This is a genomic window from Streptomyces sp. NPDC046465 (genome assembly GCF_040646035.1).
Classification (GTDB): domain Bacteria; phylum Actinomycetota; class Actinomycetes; order Streptomycetales; family Streptomycetaceae; genus Streptomyces.
Genome location: NZ_JBEYZK010000001.1, coordinates 525,630 through 542,865 on the forward strand (window position 1 = coordinate 525,630; position 17,236 = coordinate 542,865).

Below are 17,236 nucleotides of genomic sequence, written 5' to 3' on the forward strand. Positions count from 1 at the left end.
GGTGAGAGCCGCGTCCGGACGAGGCGGGATGTGACGCGAAAGGCGCCCGTCCGAAGAGCGGACGGGCGCCTTGTGCGCGATCTTTTCGGTTATACGGAGGGTGACCCGCGCGCGGAGGGTGACCCGCGCACGGAGTGTGACCGGCGGCTACTTCTTGGCCTTGCCGCCGCCGCTGTCGTCGCTGGAGAGCACGGCGATGAAGGCTTCCTGCGGCACCTCGACGGAGCCGACCATCTTCATCCGCTTCTTGCCCTCCTTCTGCTTCTCGAGCAGCTTGCGCTTACGGGAGATGTCGCCGCCGTAGCACTTGGCGAGGACGTCCTTGCGGATGGCGCGGATGGTCTCGCGGGCGATGACGCGCGATCCGATCGCGGCCTGGACGGGAATCTCGAAGGCCTGGCGCGGGATGAGCTCGCGCAGCTTGGCGACGAGCCGCACGCCGTACGCGTACGCCTGGTCCTTGTGCGTGACCGCCGAGAAGGCGTCGACCTTGTCGCCGTGGAGCAGGATGTCGACCTTGACGAGCTGGGCGGACTGCTCGCCGGTGGGCTCGTAGTCCAGCGAGGCGTAACCCCGCGTCTTGGACTTCAGCTGGTCGAAGAAGTCGAAGACGATCTCCGCGAGGGGCAGCGTGTAGCGGATCTCGACGCGGTCCTCGGAGAGGTAGTCCATGCCGAGCATGGTGCCGCGCCGGTTCTGGCACAGCTCCATGATCGAGCCGATGAACTCGCTGGGCGCGAGGAGCGTGGCGCGCACGACGGGCTCGAAGACCTCGTCGATCTTGCCCTCGGGGAATTCACTCGGGTTGGTGACCGTGTGCTCGGTGCCGTCCTCCATGACCACGCGGTAGACCACGTTGGGCGCGGTGGCGATGAGGTCGAGGCCGAACTCGCGCTCGAGCCGCTCACGGATCACGTCGAGGTGCAGCAGACCGAGGAAACCGACGCGGAAGCCGAAGCCGAGCGCGGCCGAGGTCTCCGGCTCATAGACCAGCGCGGCATCGTTGAGCTGCAACTTGTCCAGGGCCTCGCGCAGGTCCGGGTACTCCGAACCGTCCAGGGGATACAGGCCCGAGAACACCATCGGCTTGGGGTCCTTGTAGCCGCCGAGCGCCTCGGTCGCCCCCTTGTGCAGGGAGGTGATCGTGTCACCGACCTTGGACTGCCGGACGTCCTTCACGCCGGTGATGATGTAGCCCACCTCGCCGACGCCGATGCCGTCGGCCGGGGTCATCTCCGGCGACGAGACGCCGATCTCCAGGAGCTCGTGCGTGGCGCCGGTGGACATCATCCGGATGCGCTCGCGCTTGTTGAGCTGGCCATCGACGACTCGTACGTACGTGACGACGCCTCGGTAGGAGTCGTACACCGAGTCGAAAATCATGGCGCGGGCGGGCGCGTCAGCGACACCGACCGGCGGCGGGACCTCGGCGACGACCTTGTCGAGGAGCGCCTCGACACCCATGCCGGTCTTCGCGGAGACCTTCAGGACGTCCTCGGGCTCGCAGCCGATGAGGTTGGCGAGCTCCTCGGAGAACTTCTCCGGCTGGGCGGCCGGCAGGTCGATCTTGTTCAGTACGGGGACGATCTTGAGGTCGTTCTCCATCGCCAGGTAGAGGTTGGCGAGAGTCTGCGCCTCGATGCCCTGGGCCGCGTCGACCAGGAGGACCGTGCCCTCACAGGCCGCGAGCGAACGTGAGACTTCGTACGTGAAGTCCACGTGGCCCGGGGTGTCGATCATGTTGAGGATGTGCGTCTTGCTCTGGTCCGGGCCCTCGTTCGGGGCCCAGGGCAGACGCACCGCCTGGGACTTGATCGTGATGCCGCGCTCGCGCTCGATGTCCATGCGGTCGAGGTACTGGGCACGCATCTGCCGCTGCTCCACCACACCGGTGAGCTGCAGCATGCGGTCGGCGAGCGTGGACTTGCCGTGGTCGATGTGCGCGATGATGCAGAAATTGCGAATCAGCGCAGGATCGGTACGGCTCGGCTCGGGCACATTTTTAGGGGTCGCGGGCACGCAGGGTCCTGTCTCTTGAGGCGCCTGTCGCCTCGGGTCGGATCTATACGTAGGTTCCATCGTCCCATGGGTGGAGCACTGCGCTCGGTTTGGGCCGGTCGGACGGCGACTGGTATCGTGGACAGCTGTGTCTCGTAGCCCTCTCAAGCCTCGAGGCGCGTGTCATAACATTCATCTGCAGTACCTCTGCAGTACCTGAACCTGAAAAGGCTCTTTCGTGGCGAACATCAAGTCCCAGATCAAGCGGATCAAGACCAACGAGAAGGCGCGTCAGCGCAACAAGGCGGTCAAGTCTTCTCTGAAGACCGCGATCCGCAAGGCCCGCGAGGCCGTTGCCGCCGGTGACTCCCAGAAGGCTGCCGAGCTCACGCGTGAGGCCACGCGCCAGCTCGACAAGGCCGTCTCCAAGGGTGTCATCCACAAGAACCAGGCCGCCAACAAGAAGTCGGCGCTTGCGACGAAGGCCGCGTCCCTCAAGGGCTGAAGCCTTTGCCCCGGCTCGCCGGGGCGCTGATCAATCCTTCCCGCGAGGGTAATTCGAGCCCTCTACCTCGAATCGCGGACAGACCACGCAGTACGCCACGCTGCGATGATGCCCCCGGCCCACTCCGGGGGCATCGCTGTGTTCCGGACCCCGCCCAGGGGCGCGGGGAATGCAGGGGCGCAGGGCACCCAGGGGCGCGGGGAACTGCGCGACCAGCCCCAACGCACCCGCAGCAGCCGAGCCAGCCGAGCACGGCCCCCCAAACCGCCGCTGCAATCCGGGGCCGCCGCAGGCGCCCGTCCAGGGGCGCGGGGAACTGCGCGACCAGCCACGACGCACCCGCGGCAGCCGAGCACGGCCCCCGAACCGCCGCTGCAATCCGGGGCCGCCGCAGGCGCCCGTCCAGGAGCGCGGGGAACTGCGCGACCAGCCCCAACGCACCCGCAGCCGAAATCGCTACTGCCCGCGGAGCGCCCCGCGTCTACCCCCGCCGCGACCGCGCCGCACGGGCGATGGCCACGACCGCCTTCTCCAGCGCGTACTCGGGATCGTCGCCGCCCCCCTTGACGCCCGCGTCAGCCGCCGCGACCGCGGTCAGCGCGGCAGCCACCCCGTCCGGGGTCCAGCCACGCATCTGCTGCCGCACACGGTCGATCTTCCAGGGCGGCATGCCCAGCTCACGGGCGAGGTCGGCGGGACGCCCACCGCGCGCGGAGGAGAGCTTGCCGATCGCCCGGACACCCTGCGCGAGGGCGCTGGTGATCATGACGGGGGCGACACCGGTCGACAGCGACCAGCGCAACGCTTCGAGCGCCTCGGCCGCCCGCCCCTCCACGGCCCGGTCGGCCACGGCAAAACTGGAGGCCTCCGCCCGGCCCGTGTAGTACCGCCCGACGACCTCTTCGTCGATCGTGCCCTCCACGTCCGCCGCCAGCTGGGAGACCGCGGAGGCGAGCTCCCGCAGATCGCTGCCGATGGAGTCCACCAGCGCCTGGCACGCCTCGGGGGTCGCCGACCGGCCAAGGACCCGGAACTCGCTCCGCACGAACGAGAGCCGGTCCGCGGGCTTGGTCATCTTCGGGCAGGCGACCTCGCGGGCCCCCGCCTTGCGCGCGGCGTCGAGCAGGCCCTTGCCCTTGGCGCCGCCCGCGTGCAGCAGAACGAGGGTGATCTCCTCGGCGGGCGACCCGAGATACGCCTTGACGTCCTTGATCGTGTCCGCCGACAGATCCTGCGCGTTCCGTACGACGACGACCTTGCGCTCGGCGAAGAGCGACGGGCTGGTCAGCTCGACGAGCGTGCCGGGCTGCAGCTGATCGGAGGTGAGGTCGCGCACGTCCGTGTCCGCGTCGGCCGCGCGGGCGGCCGCGACCACCTGCTGCACGGCACGGTCGAGGAGCAGGTCCTCCTGCCCCACGGCGAGCGTGAGGGGAGCGAGCGGATCGTCGTTTGCTGTCTTCCTGGCCATCGCGGACCAGCATCCCACGCGGCACTGACAGCCCGCCCCGCACGGCCCGCCCCGTACGTCCCCCTTCCCGTCCCATATCGGAGAATGGACCCGTGACCGACGTGACCGACGTACGACATGTCCTCGTCCTGCCCGACCGCGACGCCGCCGAGGTGGTGGCGGAAGAGCTCCCCGACCGTTTCGGCGTGGCCGAGGAGCCGCAGCTCGTACGGGACGCGCTGGCCGGTGAGGACGACGCCGAGGACGCCCAGTGGCTGGTCGTGGTCGAGGACCCCGAGTCCCGCCTCGACCCGACCGCGCTCGACGCCCTCGCGGCCGAGCACGAGGGCTGGCTGGAAGCCCCTTGACCTACGCCGCCGCCGGTGGCGGTCGGTGGGGGTCAGCCCTTGGGGATGACCTGGATGTCGAGGTCGATCGTGATGCTGTGTCCGACGGCCGCGATGCCGCGCGCGAGCATCGTCTGCCACGTGATCGTGAAGTCGTCGCGGTGCAGCTCGGTGCTGGCACGGCAGGCGACGCGGGTCTCGCCCTGTAGCCCCTTGCCGACCCCGAGATACTCCGTGTCGAGCGTGACCGTGCGCGTCACCCCGTGCAGCGTCAGACCGCCGGATATCGCCCAGCGGCTACCGCCCTTGTGCACGAAGCGGTCGCTGTAGAACTCCATCGTGGGGAAGCGCTCCACATCGAGGAAGTCACCGGAACGCAGATGGTCGTCGCGCATCGCGACCGCCGTGTCAATGGAGGCCGCGTCGATGACGACGTGCATCGCGGAGTCCTCCATCCGCTCACCCATCCGTATCGCGCCCGCGAAGGTGTTGAACCGGCCGCGGATACGCGCGAGCCCGATGTGGCGCGCCGTGAAGCCGACCGAGGAGTGCAGGGGGTCGATCTCCCAGTCGCCGGGCTCGGGCAGCGCCGGGGGCTGGGCGACCTGGAGCATGACGTCACCGACCGAGGCGTGCGCGTTCTCCCCGACCGTGGCGCTCGCCCGGTACGGGGTGAACCCCTCCGCGGAGACCGCGAGCCGGTAGTCCCCGGCCGGTACCGCCGTGACGAACGAGCCATAGGGGTCCGTGCCCCCACTCACGATCTTGCGCCCCATGGCGTCACTGACCGCGAACTCCGCGTTCCGCACGGGTTCATTGACCGGGTCGAGCACCCGGCAGCTGAGCACTCCCGCACTCGACGGAACCGTGAGCGCCGACAAGGGCCCCGTCCGTCCGGCCCGATTCATACGGTTTCCCAGCCAACGGCCGAACACCCTGCGACACATCCCCGCGATACTTGACAACGCCTGCAAACTGCAACGAATAGGCATTCGATCACCGTTGCGGCTTTAGGCGCAACACGGGCCCAGATCACGGGAATGCTGGCGATGCGCTGGAAGTGTCGCGAGTAGCCCGAATTGCTCAGCAGTAGGGGTACCGGCAGCGGTGGCCGGGAGCCCGGTGCGGGCGTCAAGGCGGCCGGGTGGCCACTTCGAGCCGTGGCGCCGATCGCCGCCCCGCTGCCACCACCGCGATCGCCCCCTTCGTGTCCGTACGCACCACTTCCGCTCCCCCGGCCCGCAGCGCCGCGAGCGTGACGGGCGAGGGGTGCCCGTACGAGTTGTCGGCCCCGCATGAAATGAGCGCCAGCCGCGGGGCCACCTTGCGCAAGAGCCCCGGATCCTGCTGGGCCGAGCCGTGATGGGCCACCTTGAGCACATCCACGGAGGCGAGCGCAGCGGCTGCCGGGGTCCGAAGAAGAGCCCGCTGAGCAGGCGGTTCGAGGTCCCCGAGCAGCAAGAGGGTCAGGCCACCCGTCCGCACGAGCAGGGCCACACTCGCATCGTTCGGCCCCTCGGGTCGCGGCACGGGTGCGGTGGTCGATCCGGGCGGCTTTGGTGAGCCTGGTGGTCCTGCTTGCCCTGGTGGAGCTGCCTGCCCTGCCGGGCCCGGTGACGGTCCCAGTGGCCACAGCACCTGCCACTCCAGCGGGCCCGCCCTGCGCCGTTCCCCCGCCTCGGCCCGGGTCACCGGAACCCGCGCGGCCGCCGCCTGCTCCCGCACGAACTCGGCCTGCCCCTGCGGCTCCTGGAACCCCGTCGTCTGGATGACCCCCACCTCCCGCCCCCGCAACACCCCCGGCAGCCCCGCGACATGGTCGGCGTGAAAGTGGGTGAGCAGGAGCAGGGGCACACGCGCGATCCCCAGCGAACGCAAGCAGCGGTCGACCGCCACCGGGTCGGGCCCCGCATCGACCACCACCCCCGCCCCGTCACCCGCGGCAAGCACCATGGCGTCGCCCTGCCCGACATCGCACACCACCAGACGCCACCCCGGAGGCGGCCAGCCCGCGATCACCCGCGTGACGGACGGGGGCTGAACGACCACCAGGATGAGCAGGACAGCACACGCCCCGGTCAGCCACGGATGCCGCACGAGCCTGCGTCCCACCAGGGCCACGGCCACCGTGACGAGCGCGAGCAAGAAGCCGCCGCCCCAGCCGTCCGGCCAGTCGACCCCGCTCCCTGGCAGCGCCGCCCCCGTGCGGGCGACCTCCGCGATCCACCCGGCGGGCCAACTCGCGCCCCACGCCAGCCCTTGGGCCACGGGCATCGCGACCGGCGCCGCGGCCAGCGCCGCGAAACCGAGCACGGTGGCAGGCGCGACGGCGAACTCCGCCACGAGATTGCACGGCACCGCGACCAGACTCACCCGGGCCGCCAGGACGGCGACGACCGGCGCACACACCACCTGTGCGGCGGCCGCGGCGGCCAGCGCGTCGGCCAACCGCGGCGGCACGCCCCGCCCTCGCAGCGCAACGCCCCACCGCGGCGCGAGGGTGAGCAGCGCCCCGGTGGCGAGGACGGAGAGCGCGAAGCCGTAACTCCGGGCCAGCCACGGGTCGTACAGGACCAGCAGCAGGACCGCCGTGGCCAGCGCCGGGATGAGGGATCTGCGCCTGCCGGTGGCGAGGGCGAGGAGCACGATCAATCCGCAGGCCGCGGCCCGCAGCACGCTCGGGTCGGGCCTGCAAACGATGACGAACCCGAGCGTGAGCACCCCGCCGAGCAGCGCCGTCGTACGGAGCGAAATGCCCAACCTGGGTGCCAAACCGCGCCGTTCGACTTGTTGGGCGCTGCCCTGCGGTCCGATGAGCAGGACGAGCACGATCGTGAGATTCGCCCCGCTGACAGCGAGCAAATGCGTGAGGTCGGTCGCCCGGAAAGCCTGGTCCAGTTCGGCCGGCACTCGCGAGATGTCCCCGATGACGAGACCGGGGATGAGCGCCCGGGCGTCGGTCGGCAACCCGTCCGTGGCCGCCCGCAGGCCGTCCCTCAGCCTCCCGGCCAGCCGCTGCGTATCGGACGGCGCCCCGACCACGTGCGGTGTCCGCTCCCCGGACACCCTGAGCACCGCGGCCGACCTGCCCCGTTCCGGCAACGGCGGGGCCAGACGGGCTTGCACCCGCAGCCGCGTCGACGGCAACAGCCTGAGCCAGGCGCCATCGGGCCCGGCAGCACTCTGATCCCCCGCCTTGGCGCCTCGGCTGCCCCAAGCCCCTCCCCGCACCACGACCAGGACCGGGGTGCGCGTCACCGTCGACGTACCATCCGCCTCCGTGACGCGGACCACCTCGGCGTCCAGGACGACGGCGGGCGGCATCGAGTGCGCACCGGCGACCCGGGGCCGGGTGCGCCGAGGGTCGGAGGTGATCTCCAACTCGGCCTGCACCTGCGCGAATTCACTCGCCAGCCCCGGGACCGGCCCGCGGCGCAGATCCGCCCCGTGCAGCGCCGCCGAGCCCGCCGCCCCGGCCACGCAGAGCAGTACCCCCGCCGCCGAAAGCCGACTCCATCGCCGCCCACCAGGCCCCCGCCCGCGGGTCGTCCACGTCACCAGCAAGACTCCGGCCACCAGCACACACCCAGCCACGGTGATGACCACCCACCGGGCCGGGGCGTCCAACATCAGCGCGGCCGCGGCCCACGCCGCGAGGGCGGGCGGCACCAGCCGTAGGTCGGCAGGGCCCTCCTGCCGAGGGTGTGAGGCGCCCAGACGGTGGCCCGACGCGAGGTGAACCGCCGCGCGCGTCATGGCCGTACGAGATCTTGCAGGTCGGCGAAGCGCCGGTCACCGATTCCATTGACCTCACGGAGCTCCTCCACCGAGCGGAAACCACCGTGCTCGGCGCGGTAGTCGAGGATGTGCTGGGCCAACACGGGGCCGACACCCGGCAGTTCGTCGAGTTGCTCGGCCGTCGCCGTGTTCAGCCCGATCGGGCCGGTGGCGGGAGCTCCTCCTGCACCTCCCGCAACCGCTGCACCTCCTGCGCCTCCCGCAACCCCTGCCGACCCGGCGCCCGCCCCGGCACCCCCTCCGCCGACCCCGGCCGCTGTCGCGGGGCCGCCCACGACGACCTGTTCGCCGTCCACCAGGAACCGCGCGCGATTGAGGCCGTCCGTCTCCGTGCCGGGTCGGACCCCACCGGCTGCCCGCAGGGCGTCCGCCACCCGCGATCCGGCAGGCAGCCGACACACCCCCGGGTGACGGACCTTGCCGCTGACGTCCACGACGATCTTGGTCGCAGCCCCGCCACCGGCCGCCGCGCCGACCGGATCTCCCTGCTCCCCCGCCCGCGCCGAAGGCCCCGGCGAGGGAGCGGGCTCCGCGCCCCGCTCAGCGGCGGAGCCCGCCTCACGCACCACGTCGGGCGGCCGCACGGGCTGAGCCCTCCCCGTCCAGAAGTGCTGAGCGGCGAAGACCGCGGCGACGAGGAGGACCACGGCCAGCGCGGTTACGCCGCGCCGTTCGAGACCGCACCGCGTATGCAGCCACAACGGCAATCGGTCCCGCACCGCGAGTCCGACCCGCTCCCGCCGCGAGGGCAGCTCCGGTTGCACCGCCGCACCCGCATCCGGATCTGCATCCGCATCCGCATCCGCGTCCGGATGTGTGGCTGGGGCGGGCCCCTCCACACCCACTTCGTCGTGCACCAGCACCGCATCGGCTGCCGCCACACCCAACCGCGGCGAGCCCGGCTCGACGAACAGCCTCTCCGCCCGCAGCCGTACCGACTCTGCCCCCGCCTCCGCCCCTGCCCCCGCCTCCGCCCTCGCCGAAGCGCGTCTGCGCCGTGCCCGCCCGCGGGCCTCGCGGTGGCTCATGCGGCCGTCGGACGCGGGCCCGCGACCGGGGCCACTCGTAGCGGAAGGTGTCCGGGAAAGTGATCGAAGCGCCATGCCGACGACGTTAGGCACCGGCGGCCAAAGTTGTTGATCTTGGTCAATTCCCGTGGATTACCCGGCAGTTGTGGATAACTTCGTCACCCACACGAGGTACAGGCTCGGCCCGACACCTCCCTGACCCGGCACCTCACCGAGGTGAGACCACAGCTCCCAGCAACCCCGGCCCCGTGTGCGCCCCGATCACCGCGCCGACCTCGCTGACATGCAGCTCTGCGAGGCCGGGCACCCGCTCCCTGAGCCGGTCGGCGAGCACCTCCGCCCGCTCCGGCGCCGCGAGGTGGTGCACGGCGATGTCGACCCGGCCGGTGCCGGCCCGCTCGATCACGATCTCCTCAAGACGAGCGATCGCCTTCGACGCCGTCCGCACCTTCTCCAGCATGTCGATACGGCCGCCGTCCAGCTTCAGGAGCGGCTTCACCGCGAGCGCGGAGCCGAGCAGCGCCTGCGCGGCGCCGATGCGGCCGCCCCTGCGCAGATAGTCGAGGGTGTCGACGTAGAAGTAAGCGGACGTACCGGCGGCCCGCTTCTCCGCGGCCGCCACCGCCTCCTCCACGGAGTCGCCCGCCTCCACGGCCTGAGCCGCCTCCAGGGCGCAGAAGCCGAGAGCCATCGCGACCATGCCGGTGTCCACCACCCGTACCGGCACCGGCGCCTCCTTCGCGGCGAGGACCGCGGCGTCGTATGTACCGGAGAACTCGGCGGACAGGTGCAGCGAGACGATGTCCGTGGCACCCGCGTCCACGGCCTCGCGGTAGGCCTGCGCGAAGACCGCGGGGCTGGGCCGGGACGTGGTCACCGACTTCCGCTTCTGCAGCGCGAGCGCGAGTGAGCGGGCCGAGATCTCGGTGCCCTCCTCCAGCGCCTGGTCCCCAAGGACCACGGTCAGAGGCACCGCGGTGATGCCGTGCCGCTCCATCGTCCGCTGCGGCAGGTAGGCCGTTGAATCCGTGACGATCGCGACATGGCGGGACATGAGCTGGAGATTACCTGTCTGTTCCGCCGGGTGGCAGCCCGGCCTCTGTCGACCCCGTTCCGGGAAAGCGCCCCGTTCCGGGGAAGTGTCCGGTGCCACCGGCCGGATCAGGTCGTGCTCTCTGGCTTGGTCTTCTTCTCCCACGGATACGCGGCCCTCGCGGTGGGCGGGGTGATCGCGGGCCGCGTCGGCTCCTGGGCCGCCTCGCGGTCGGCTGCGGACGGCTCGGGCCAGGTGGGCGGGGTCTGCGCGGGTGACGGCTCCGTCGTCCAGTGCCGCAGGGCGCCCGCCTCCATGTCGATCTGGGTGCTCAGCGAGTCCAGGTCGTCGCCCGCGAAACGGCGGGCCCGGTCGCGCGCGGACCAGCGCAGCGAGTCGGCCGCCTTGGTGATCTGCGTCGTGCGCTCCCGCAGATCGGGGAGGCGCGCGGCCAGAGCGGCCTTGTCCGGGTCGCGCTCCAGGCGCCGGAGCTCGTCGTCCAGCTCGTGCCCATGGGCGCTGAGCCGGTCGAAGAGACTCAGCGTCTCCTTCAGGGAGGCGTCCTCGGCGGCGCCCGCGTGCAGGACGTCCTGGGTGGCGCGCATGGACGAGCGCAACGAGAGCCGCAGCTGGGCCAGTTCCGCTGCCGTGCCGAACTGGCCGAAGCTCTTCGCCCGCAGTGTGGTGTCCTCCACCGTTCTGCGGGCTTCCGAGATGGTGCGGTCCACGCCTCGCTTGGCGGCGCGGACGACCTTCACCGTCGCGTACACCCCGAGCACCAAGAACAGCACGACCAGCAGCGCCACGATTGCGCCCACGGCTTCCATGACGCTCCTCTCCGCATCCCGTCCGTTCCAGTGACTTCTTCCACCGTAAACGGAGAAGGCAGGCCAGGGGTTCCAGCGGAACCCCCAACCTGCCCGTAGGGGAAGACCCCTATGCGGCTGTCCGACGGTTACGCGGGAACGATGTTCACCAGCTTCGGCGCCCGCACGATCACCTTGCGGATCCCGGCACCGTCCAGCGCGGCGACGACCTTCTCGTCGGCCAGCGCCACCTTCTCCAGCTCGGCGTCGGAGATCGACGGCGAGACCTCCAGGCGCGCCTTGACCTTGCCCTTGATCTGCACGACACAGGTCACGGACTCGTCCACGACGTACGCCGGGTCGGCGACCGGGAAGTCCCGGTGGACGACCGAGTCGGTGTGGCCCAGCTTGCGCCACAGCTCCTCGGCGATGTGCGGGGCCAGCGGCGCGATCAGCAGCACCAGGCGCTCCGCGACGGACCTCGGCACCGGGCCGGCCACCTTCGTCAGGTGGTTGTTCAGCTCGGTGATCTTGGCGATGGCGGTGTTGAACCGCATGCCGTCCAGGTCCTGGCGGACGCCGTCGATCGCCTTGTGCAGGGCGCGCAGGGTGCTCTCGTCTGCGTCGGCCTCGGCGACGTCCGTGACGGTGACCTCACCGGTCGACTCGTCGACGATCAGGCGCCACAGCCGCTGCAGCAGGCGGTACTGGCCGACGACCGCGCGCGTGTCCCAGGGCCGTGAGACGTCCAGGGGGCCCATCGCCATCTCGTACAGGCGCAGGGTGTCCGCGCCGTACTCTTCGCAGATCTCGTCCGGCGTGACGGCGTTCTTCAGGGACTTGCCCATCTTGCCCAGCTCGCGCTTGACCGGCTCGCCCTCGAAGAAGAACTTTCCGTCGCGCTCCTCGACCTCGGTGGCCGGCACCGGGAAGCCGCGGCTGTCCCGGTAGACGTAGGCCTGGATCATGCCCTGGTTGTACAGCTTGTGGAACGGCTCGGCCGACGAGATGTGGCCCAGGTCGAACAGGACCTTCGACCAGAAGCGCGCGTACAGCAGGTGCAGCACCGCGTGCTCGGCGCCGCCCACGTACAGGTCGACGCCGCCGGTCGGCTGCCCCTCGCGCGGCCCCATCCAGTACTGCTCGACGGCGGGGTCGACCAGCTGCTCGTCGTTGCGCGGGTCCAGGTAGCGCAGCTCGTACCAGCACGAACCCGCCCAGTTGGGCATGGTGTTGGTCTCGCGGCGGTACTGCTTGGGGCCGTCGCCCAGGTCCAGCGTGACGTTGACCCAGTCCTCGTTGCGGGACAGCGGCGTCTCCGGAGAGGTGTCCGCGTCGTCCGGCTCGAAGGTCCGCGGCGAGTAGTCGTCGACCTCCGGCAGCTCCAGGGGCAGCATCGACTCGGGCAGCGCGTGGGCGATGCCGTCCTCGTCGTAGACGATCGGGAAGGGCTCGCCCCAGTAGCGCTGGCGGCTGAACAGCCAGTCGCGCAGGCGGAAGTTGACGGTGCCCTCGCCGATGCCGCGGGTGGCCAGCCAGCCGGTGATGCGGGCCTTGGCGCCCTCGACATCCATGCCGTCCAGCGAGATCTCCGGGTTCGACGAGTTGATCAGCTTCGCCTCGTAGGAGGAGAAGGCCTCGTCCCACGTCCGGGTGTCGGTGCCGCGGCCGTCGGAGGGCTCGACCACGCAGCGCATCGGCAGGTTGAAGGCGCGTGCGAACGCGAAGTCGCGGCTGTCGTGCGCGGGGACGGCCATGATCGCGCCGGTGCCGTAACCCATCAGTACGTAGTCGGCGATGAAGACGGGGACCTGCTCGCCGCTGACCGGGTTGGTGGCGTAGACGCCGGTGAAGACGCCGGTCTTCTCCTTGGCGTCGGCCTGGCGCTCCACGTCGGACTTTGAAGCGGCGAAGGCGCGGTACTTGGCGACGGCCTCGGCCGGGGTGGCGTGGCCGCCGGTCCACGTCTCGTGGGTGCCCTCGGGCCAGGCCTCCGGCACCACCTTGTCGACCAGGTCGTGCTCGGGGGCCAGGACCATGTAGGTCGCGCCGAACAGGGTGTCCTGGCGGGTGGTGAAGACGGTGATCGCGTCGCCCTCGATGCCCACGGGGAAGCTCACGCGGGCGCCTTCGGAGCGGCCGATCCAGTTGCGCTGCTGCAGCTTGATGGCCTCGGGCCAGTCCAGCGCGTCCAGGTCGTCGAGCAGGCGGTCGGCGTACGCGGTGATGCGCATGTTCCACTGGCGCAGCTTGGCCTTGAAGACGGGGAAGTTGCCGCGCTCGGAGCGGCCGTCGGCGGTGACTTCCTCGTTGGCCAGGACGGTGCCCAGGCCGGGGCACCAGTTGACGGGGGCGTCGGAGGCGTAGGCCAGGCGGTACCCGCTCAGCACGTCCGCGCGCTCCGCGGTGTCCAGCTCGCTCCACGCGCGCGTGGAGTCCGGTACGGCGCGGTCACCGCTCTCGAACTGCGCGACCAGGTCGGCGATCGGACGGGCCTTCGCCGTGTCGGCGTCGTACCAGGAGTTGAAGATCTGGACGAAGATCCACTGGGTCCACTTGTGGTACTCGGGGTCGATCGTCGCGAACGAGCGCCGCTTGTCGTGGCCCAGGCCCAGCGCGCGCAGCTGGGACTTCATGTTCTCGATGTTGGCCTCGGTGGAGACCCGCGGGTGGGTGCCCGTCTGCACGGCGTATTGCTCCGCGGGCAGGCCGAAGGCGTCGAAGCCCAGGGTGTGCAGGACGTTGTGGCCGGTCATGCGCTGGAAGCGCGCGAAGACGTCCGTGGCGATGTACCCCAGGGGGTGGCCGACGTGCAGGCCCGCTCCGGAGGGGTACGGAAACATGTCCATGATGAACTTCTTGGGCTTGGCCACCAGCGCGGCCTCCGCCTCGTTCCTCGGGGCCATGTCACCGCTCGGGTTCGGCGCCTCGTAGGTGCCTTCGGCGTCCCAGAAGTCCTGCCAGCGTGCCTCGATATCAGCGGCCAGAGCGGCCGTATAGCGGTGCGGCGCGGCCACCTCGGAGGCGGCAGCAGAATTCGTCTCGCTCATGATCCTCAAAGCTCCATCGATCGTCTCTGCCTGCGGAATTGACCGTGCTGGCCAAACAAAAATGCCCCTCGCACAGGAGGGGACGCCGCGCCGATTCCGACCGCGGTTCAGCGGCGGTCGGGACTGATCAGCGCGGCCCGCTAAGCAGAAGGCGTACGGCACGCATGGCGTCAGGGTACCGCAGCGCCCGCGCGGCCCGCGACGAGCTTTCCCTTGCACCACGCGAGGCGCTCCGCCCCCATCCTTTGGCCAAGGGTTACTCCGCGTACCACCCTCTATCGGGGCAACACCAAGATCGGATCGCGCTTTGATAACAACGCAATAACTCAAACCTCGTACCCACCGGTATGGGGCGACTTAGCATGCGGCGGGACCGAACCACTTCGGAGCCGCCCCCATGAACCCTCTGCACCCGCACCGCAAGAGCCGTTCCCTCCCCCGATCGTCTCCACGTTCGTCAGCCCGCCCTTCTCCACGTCCGTCCACCCGGCCCCCCGTCCCGCCGTCGCGGGCCCTGAGCGCCGGAGCCCTGCTCCTGATACCCCTGCTCGTCTTCGCGGGCAGCGACGGACTACGGGCGGCGCTGGACTTCACCGCCGGTGTCCTGTCCCTGGTCTCGCTCACCGCCGCCGTCGTCTGGGGCCTGGTCGCCACCGACCGGATCTTCCTCCACTCGCGCCAGCGCCTGCTCGCCCAGGCCGTGCACCGGGCCACCGCGGTCTTCGCGATCGGCTTCCTGCTACTGCACGGCACCGTCAAGGTCGCCCTGGATCACGTGTCGCTGTTCGGCGCCCTGATGCCGTTCGGACTCGGTGTCACCGGCAGCGCCGGACTCATCGGCCTGGGCTCCCTCGCGGGCCTCCTCATGATCGTCACCGGTGTCACCGGCGCTCTGCGTAGTGCCTTCGCCTCTCCCGCGCGGATCGCGTCACGCTGGCGGGCGCTGCACATGCTGGCTTACCCCGCCTGGTGCTCGGCGCTGGTCCACGGCCTGTACGCGGGCCGCGAGCCGAAGCCGTGGGTGGTCGCGCTGTACTGCCTCTGCCTGGTCGCCGTCGCCGGGGCCGTCACGCTGCGCGCGGCGCCGCTCCCCGTCAAGCGGAAGGTCGCCGCACGGATCCTGGCCCTGCTCGAACCGGCGCCCGACGCCCCGCCCCAGGAGCGACCTGCCGCGCGGGACACGGCCTCCGCTCCACTGCCCGGCATCTCGGCGGCCTACCGCGCGCTGACGCCCACCGCCCCCGTTCCCCCGCCCCGCGCCGAACCCGACGTCCGCTGGCCCGCCCCCTGCCCGCCACCACCCGTCGAGTCCCCCTACGTCGCGCCCCCGCCCACGTACGACACGACTCCCCAGCCCGTCCACGACCCCGCGTACGACAGTGGCCCCGCCACCGAGCCGCTGCCCCGGCCCTTTCAGGCCCCCAGCTCGGGCGAGCCCTGGAACGCCGCCACCGGAGGCCACCCGTGAACGCGCCGCTGCCCGACGTCCCCGAAGTCCGCGTCGTCGGCCTGCCTCTGCTCACCTCCGGCTTCGACCTCGTCGAACGCCTCGATCTCGCCATGCACCTGAAGGTGCACGGCCCCCTGGAACCCATGGCGGGCGAACAGCTCGCCCGACTCGCCGAGCAGATCGTGCTGCGCGGCCGGGGCGGCGCGGGCTTCCCCTTCGCGCGGAAGCTGCGGGCCGTCGCCGACGCGGCGATACGACGCGGAGTGCGCCCCGTGGTCGTCGTCAACGGCAGCGAGGACGAGCCCGCCTGCCGCAAGGACACCGTCCTGATTAACCGCGCCCCGCACCTCATCCTGGACGGCGCCCTGCTCGCCGCCGAGGCCCTCGGGGCGCGCACCCTCGTCATCGGCGTGACGCGCGATTCCACTGAGGCCTCGATGCGCACCGCGCTGGCCGAGCGCGGCCTCGGCGACCGGCGCGGACCGGCCCTTCGCGCGCGCGTGCAGCGCAATCCGGTGCGCATGGTCACCGGGGAGTCCTCCGCCCTCGTTCGCTCGGCCGACGGCGGTCCTCCGCTGCCACCGGGGCGCAAGGCGCGCACGTCCGACTCCGGAGTGGGCGGCGCCCCGACCCTGCTGTCCAACGCGGAGACCTTCGCCCAGCTCGCCGTCGCCGCCCGGACCGGCGCCGACCGCTACTGCCGCACCGGCCTGCGCGAGGAACCCGGCACAGTCCTGCTGACCCTCTCCGGAGCGGTCGCCCGGCCGATGGTGGTCGAGGTGCCCACCGGGGTGCCGCTGCGGTACGTCCTCCAGCTCGCCGGCGCACCGGCGCTCCCTCAGGGCGTGCTCACGGGCGGCTATCACGGCAAGTGGCTCGACACCGTCACGGCACACGACGCGGTCGTCTCCCGCGCCTCCCTGGACGCCTGCGGGGGCGCGCTCGGCGCGGGCGCCGTCCTGCCGATCGGCGAGGGCACGTGTCCGCTCGGCGAGTCGCTGCGCGTCGCGAACTGGCTGGCCGCCGAGAGCTCCGGGCAGTGCGGCCCCTGCTACCTGGGGCTCCCCGCGGCGGCCCGTGGTCTCGCGGACGTCCTCCAGGGCGGCGGGCCGACCGCTCTGGAAGCGTTGCGCGAGGTGACCCGGGCCGTGAAGCGGCGCGGGGCGTGCAAGCACCCGGACGGCTCGGCGGCCTTCCTGGAGTCGACGATCTCGACGTTCACGGACGACCTCGCGGCGCACGTCCTGGGCGGTGGCTGCGGCCGTCCCGTGGAGGGCGTGCTGCCCCTCCAGGAGGACGTGCCCCCGGCCGAGGCACCCAGCGGCCGCAAACTGGCCGTCGACTGGACGCTCTGCCAGGGCCACGGGCTGTGCGCGGACATCGTCCCTGAACTGATCCAGCTGGGCCCGGACGGCTTCCCTTCGGTCGCGGAAGCCTCCGTACCGCGCTACTCCGAAGCGCGTGCCGCACGCGCCGTACGCCGCTGTCCCGCGCTCGCACTGCGCATCGAGGAGCCGTCGAGGGCGAAGCCGCCGGGCATCCCCGGGCTGCCTGTGGCGCTTCCGCCGGGCCGACGGCGCAGGGCGCTCGGGAGCGGCAGGCAGTGAAGGACGGAAGAAGGGCGTGACAAAGGGCGTGACAAAGAAAGAGCGGGCCACCCGATCCGGGTGGCCCGCTCATATCCTGTGGAGCTAAGGAGAATTGAACTCCTGACCTCCTGCATGCCATGCAGGCGCTCTACCAACTGAGCTATAGCCCCTTGCCTGTCCGCCCG

12 protein-coding genes and 1 tRNA gene are annotated in these 17,236 nt (G+C 71.2%); 4 read left to right on the forward strand and 9 right to left on the reverse strand.

The annotated features are described in order from the left end of the window. Positions 1-147: 147 nt before the first annotated feature. Positions 148-2,019 (reverse strand): translation elongation factor 4, encoded by a 1,872-nt coding sequence (gene lepA, locus ABZ953_RS02375; RefSeq protein WP_361715297.1) that lies wholly within the window; start codon positions 2,017-2,019, stop codon positions 148-150. Positions 2,020-2,236: 217 nt separating this feature from the next. Between lepA and rpsT the strand changes: the two genes are divergently transcribed. After that, positions 2,237-2,503 carry a 30S ribosomal protein S20 gene (gene rpsT, locus ABZ953_RS02380; protein ID WP_361715300.1) on the forward strand — a complete coding sequence of 89 codons (267 nt, stop codon included), beginning with the start codon at positions 2,237-2,239 and terminating at the stop codon, positions 2,501-2,503. 481 nt (positions 2,504-2,984) lie between these two features. On the opposite strand, the gene holA is transcribed toward rpsT, so the two are convergent. Next, entirely contained in the window at positions 2,985-3,971 is a 987-nt protein-coding gene (gene holA, locus ABZ953_RS02385; protein WP_361715303.1) for a DNA polymerase III subunit delta, read from the reverse strand. A 101-nt stretch (positions 3,972-4,072) separates the two neighbouring features. Here holA and ABZ953_RS02390 point away from each other — a divergent pair, with 101 nt between their 5' ends. After that, the gene (locus tag ABZ953_RS02390; protein ID WP_361715674.1) at positions 4,073-4,318 is read left to right on the forward strand and encodes a hypothetical protein; all 246 of its coding nucleotides are present in this window, start codon (positions 4,073-4,075) and stop codon (positions 4,316-4,318) included. A gap of 32 nt (positions 4,319-4,350) precedes the next feature. On the opposite strand, the gene ABZ953_RS02395 is transcribed toward ABZ953_RS02390, so the two are convergent. From ABZ953_RS02395 to leuS, 6 genes are all read right to left on the reverse strand, one after another. Next, complete coding sequence (locus ABZ953_RS02395) at positions 4,351-5,232, reverse strand: YceI family protein (protein WP_361715677.1); 882 nt, start codon at positions 5,230-5,232, stop codon at positions 4,351-4,353. Between the two features lie 196 nt (positions 5,233-5,428). Then, complete coding sequence (locus tag ABZ953_RS02400; protein WP_361715306.1) at positions 5,429-8,053, reverse strand: ComEC/Rec2 family competence protein; 2,625 nt, start codon at positions 8,051-8,053, stop codon at positions 5,429-5,431. After that, complete coding sequence (locus ABZ953_RS02405) at positions 8,050-9,198, reverse strand: ComEA family DNA-binding protein (RefSeq protein ID WP_361715309.1); 1,149 nt, start codon at positions 9,196-9,198, stop codon at positions 8,050-8,052. Before ABZ953_RS02405 ends, ABZ953_RS02400 begins: the two co-directional genes overlap by 4 nt. A 133-nt stretch (positions 9,199-9,331) precedes the next feature. Next, on the reverse strand, positions 9,332-10,177 hold the full coding sequence (locus ABZ953_RS02410) for a DegV family protein (protein ID WP_361715312.1): 846 nt from the start codon (positions 10,175-10,177) through the stop codon (positions 9,332-9,334). A gap of 107 nt (positions 10,178-10,284) precedes the next feature. Then, positions 10,285-10,983, reverse strand: coding sequence for a hypothetical protein (locus ABZ953_RS02415; RefSeq protein ID WP_361715315.1), 699 nt, complete (start codon positions 10,981-10,983; stop codon positions 10,285-10,287). Positions 10,984-11,111: 128 nt separating this feature from the next. After that, the gene (leuS, locus tag ABZ953_RS02420; protein ID WP_361715318.1) at positions 11,112-14,012 is read right to left on the reverse strand and encodes a leucine--tRNA ligase; all 2,901 of its coding nucleotides are present in this window, start codon (positions 14,010-14,012) and stop codon (positions 11,112-11,114) included. A gap of 397 nt (positions 14,013-14,409) precedes the next feature. Between leuS and ABZ953_RS02425 the strand changes: the two genes are divergently transcribed. Together ABZ953_RS02425 and ABZ953_RS02430 are read left to right on the forward strand one after the other, a co-directional pair. Beyond that, positions 14,410-15,480 (forward strand): hypothetical protein, encoded by a 1,071-nt coding sequence (locus tag ABZ953_RS02425; RefSeq protein WP_361715321.1) that lies wholly within the window; start codon positions 14,410-14,412, stop codon positions 15,478-15,480. Then, a complete protein-coding gene (locus ABZ953_RS02430) occupies positions 15,477-17,069 on the forward strand; it encodes an NADH-ubiquinone oxidoreductase-F iron-sulfur binding region domain-containing protein (RefSeq protein ID WP_361715324.1) in 1,593 nt (530 codons plus the stop codon). Before ABZ953_RS02425 ends, ABZ953_RS02430 begins: the two co-directional genes overlap by 4 nt. Before the next feature lie 79 nt (positions 17,070-17,148). Here ABZ953_RS02430 and ABZ953_RS02435 read toward each other — a convergent pair. After that, a tRNA-Ala gene (locus tag ABZ953_RS02435) sits at positions 17,149-17,221 on the reverse strand. Positions 17,222-17,236: the final 15 nt, after the last annotated feature.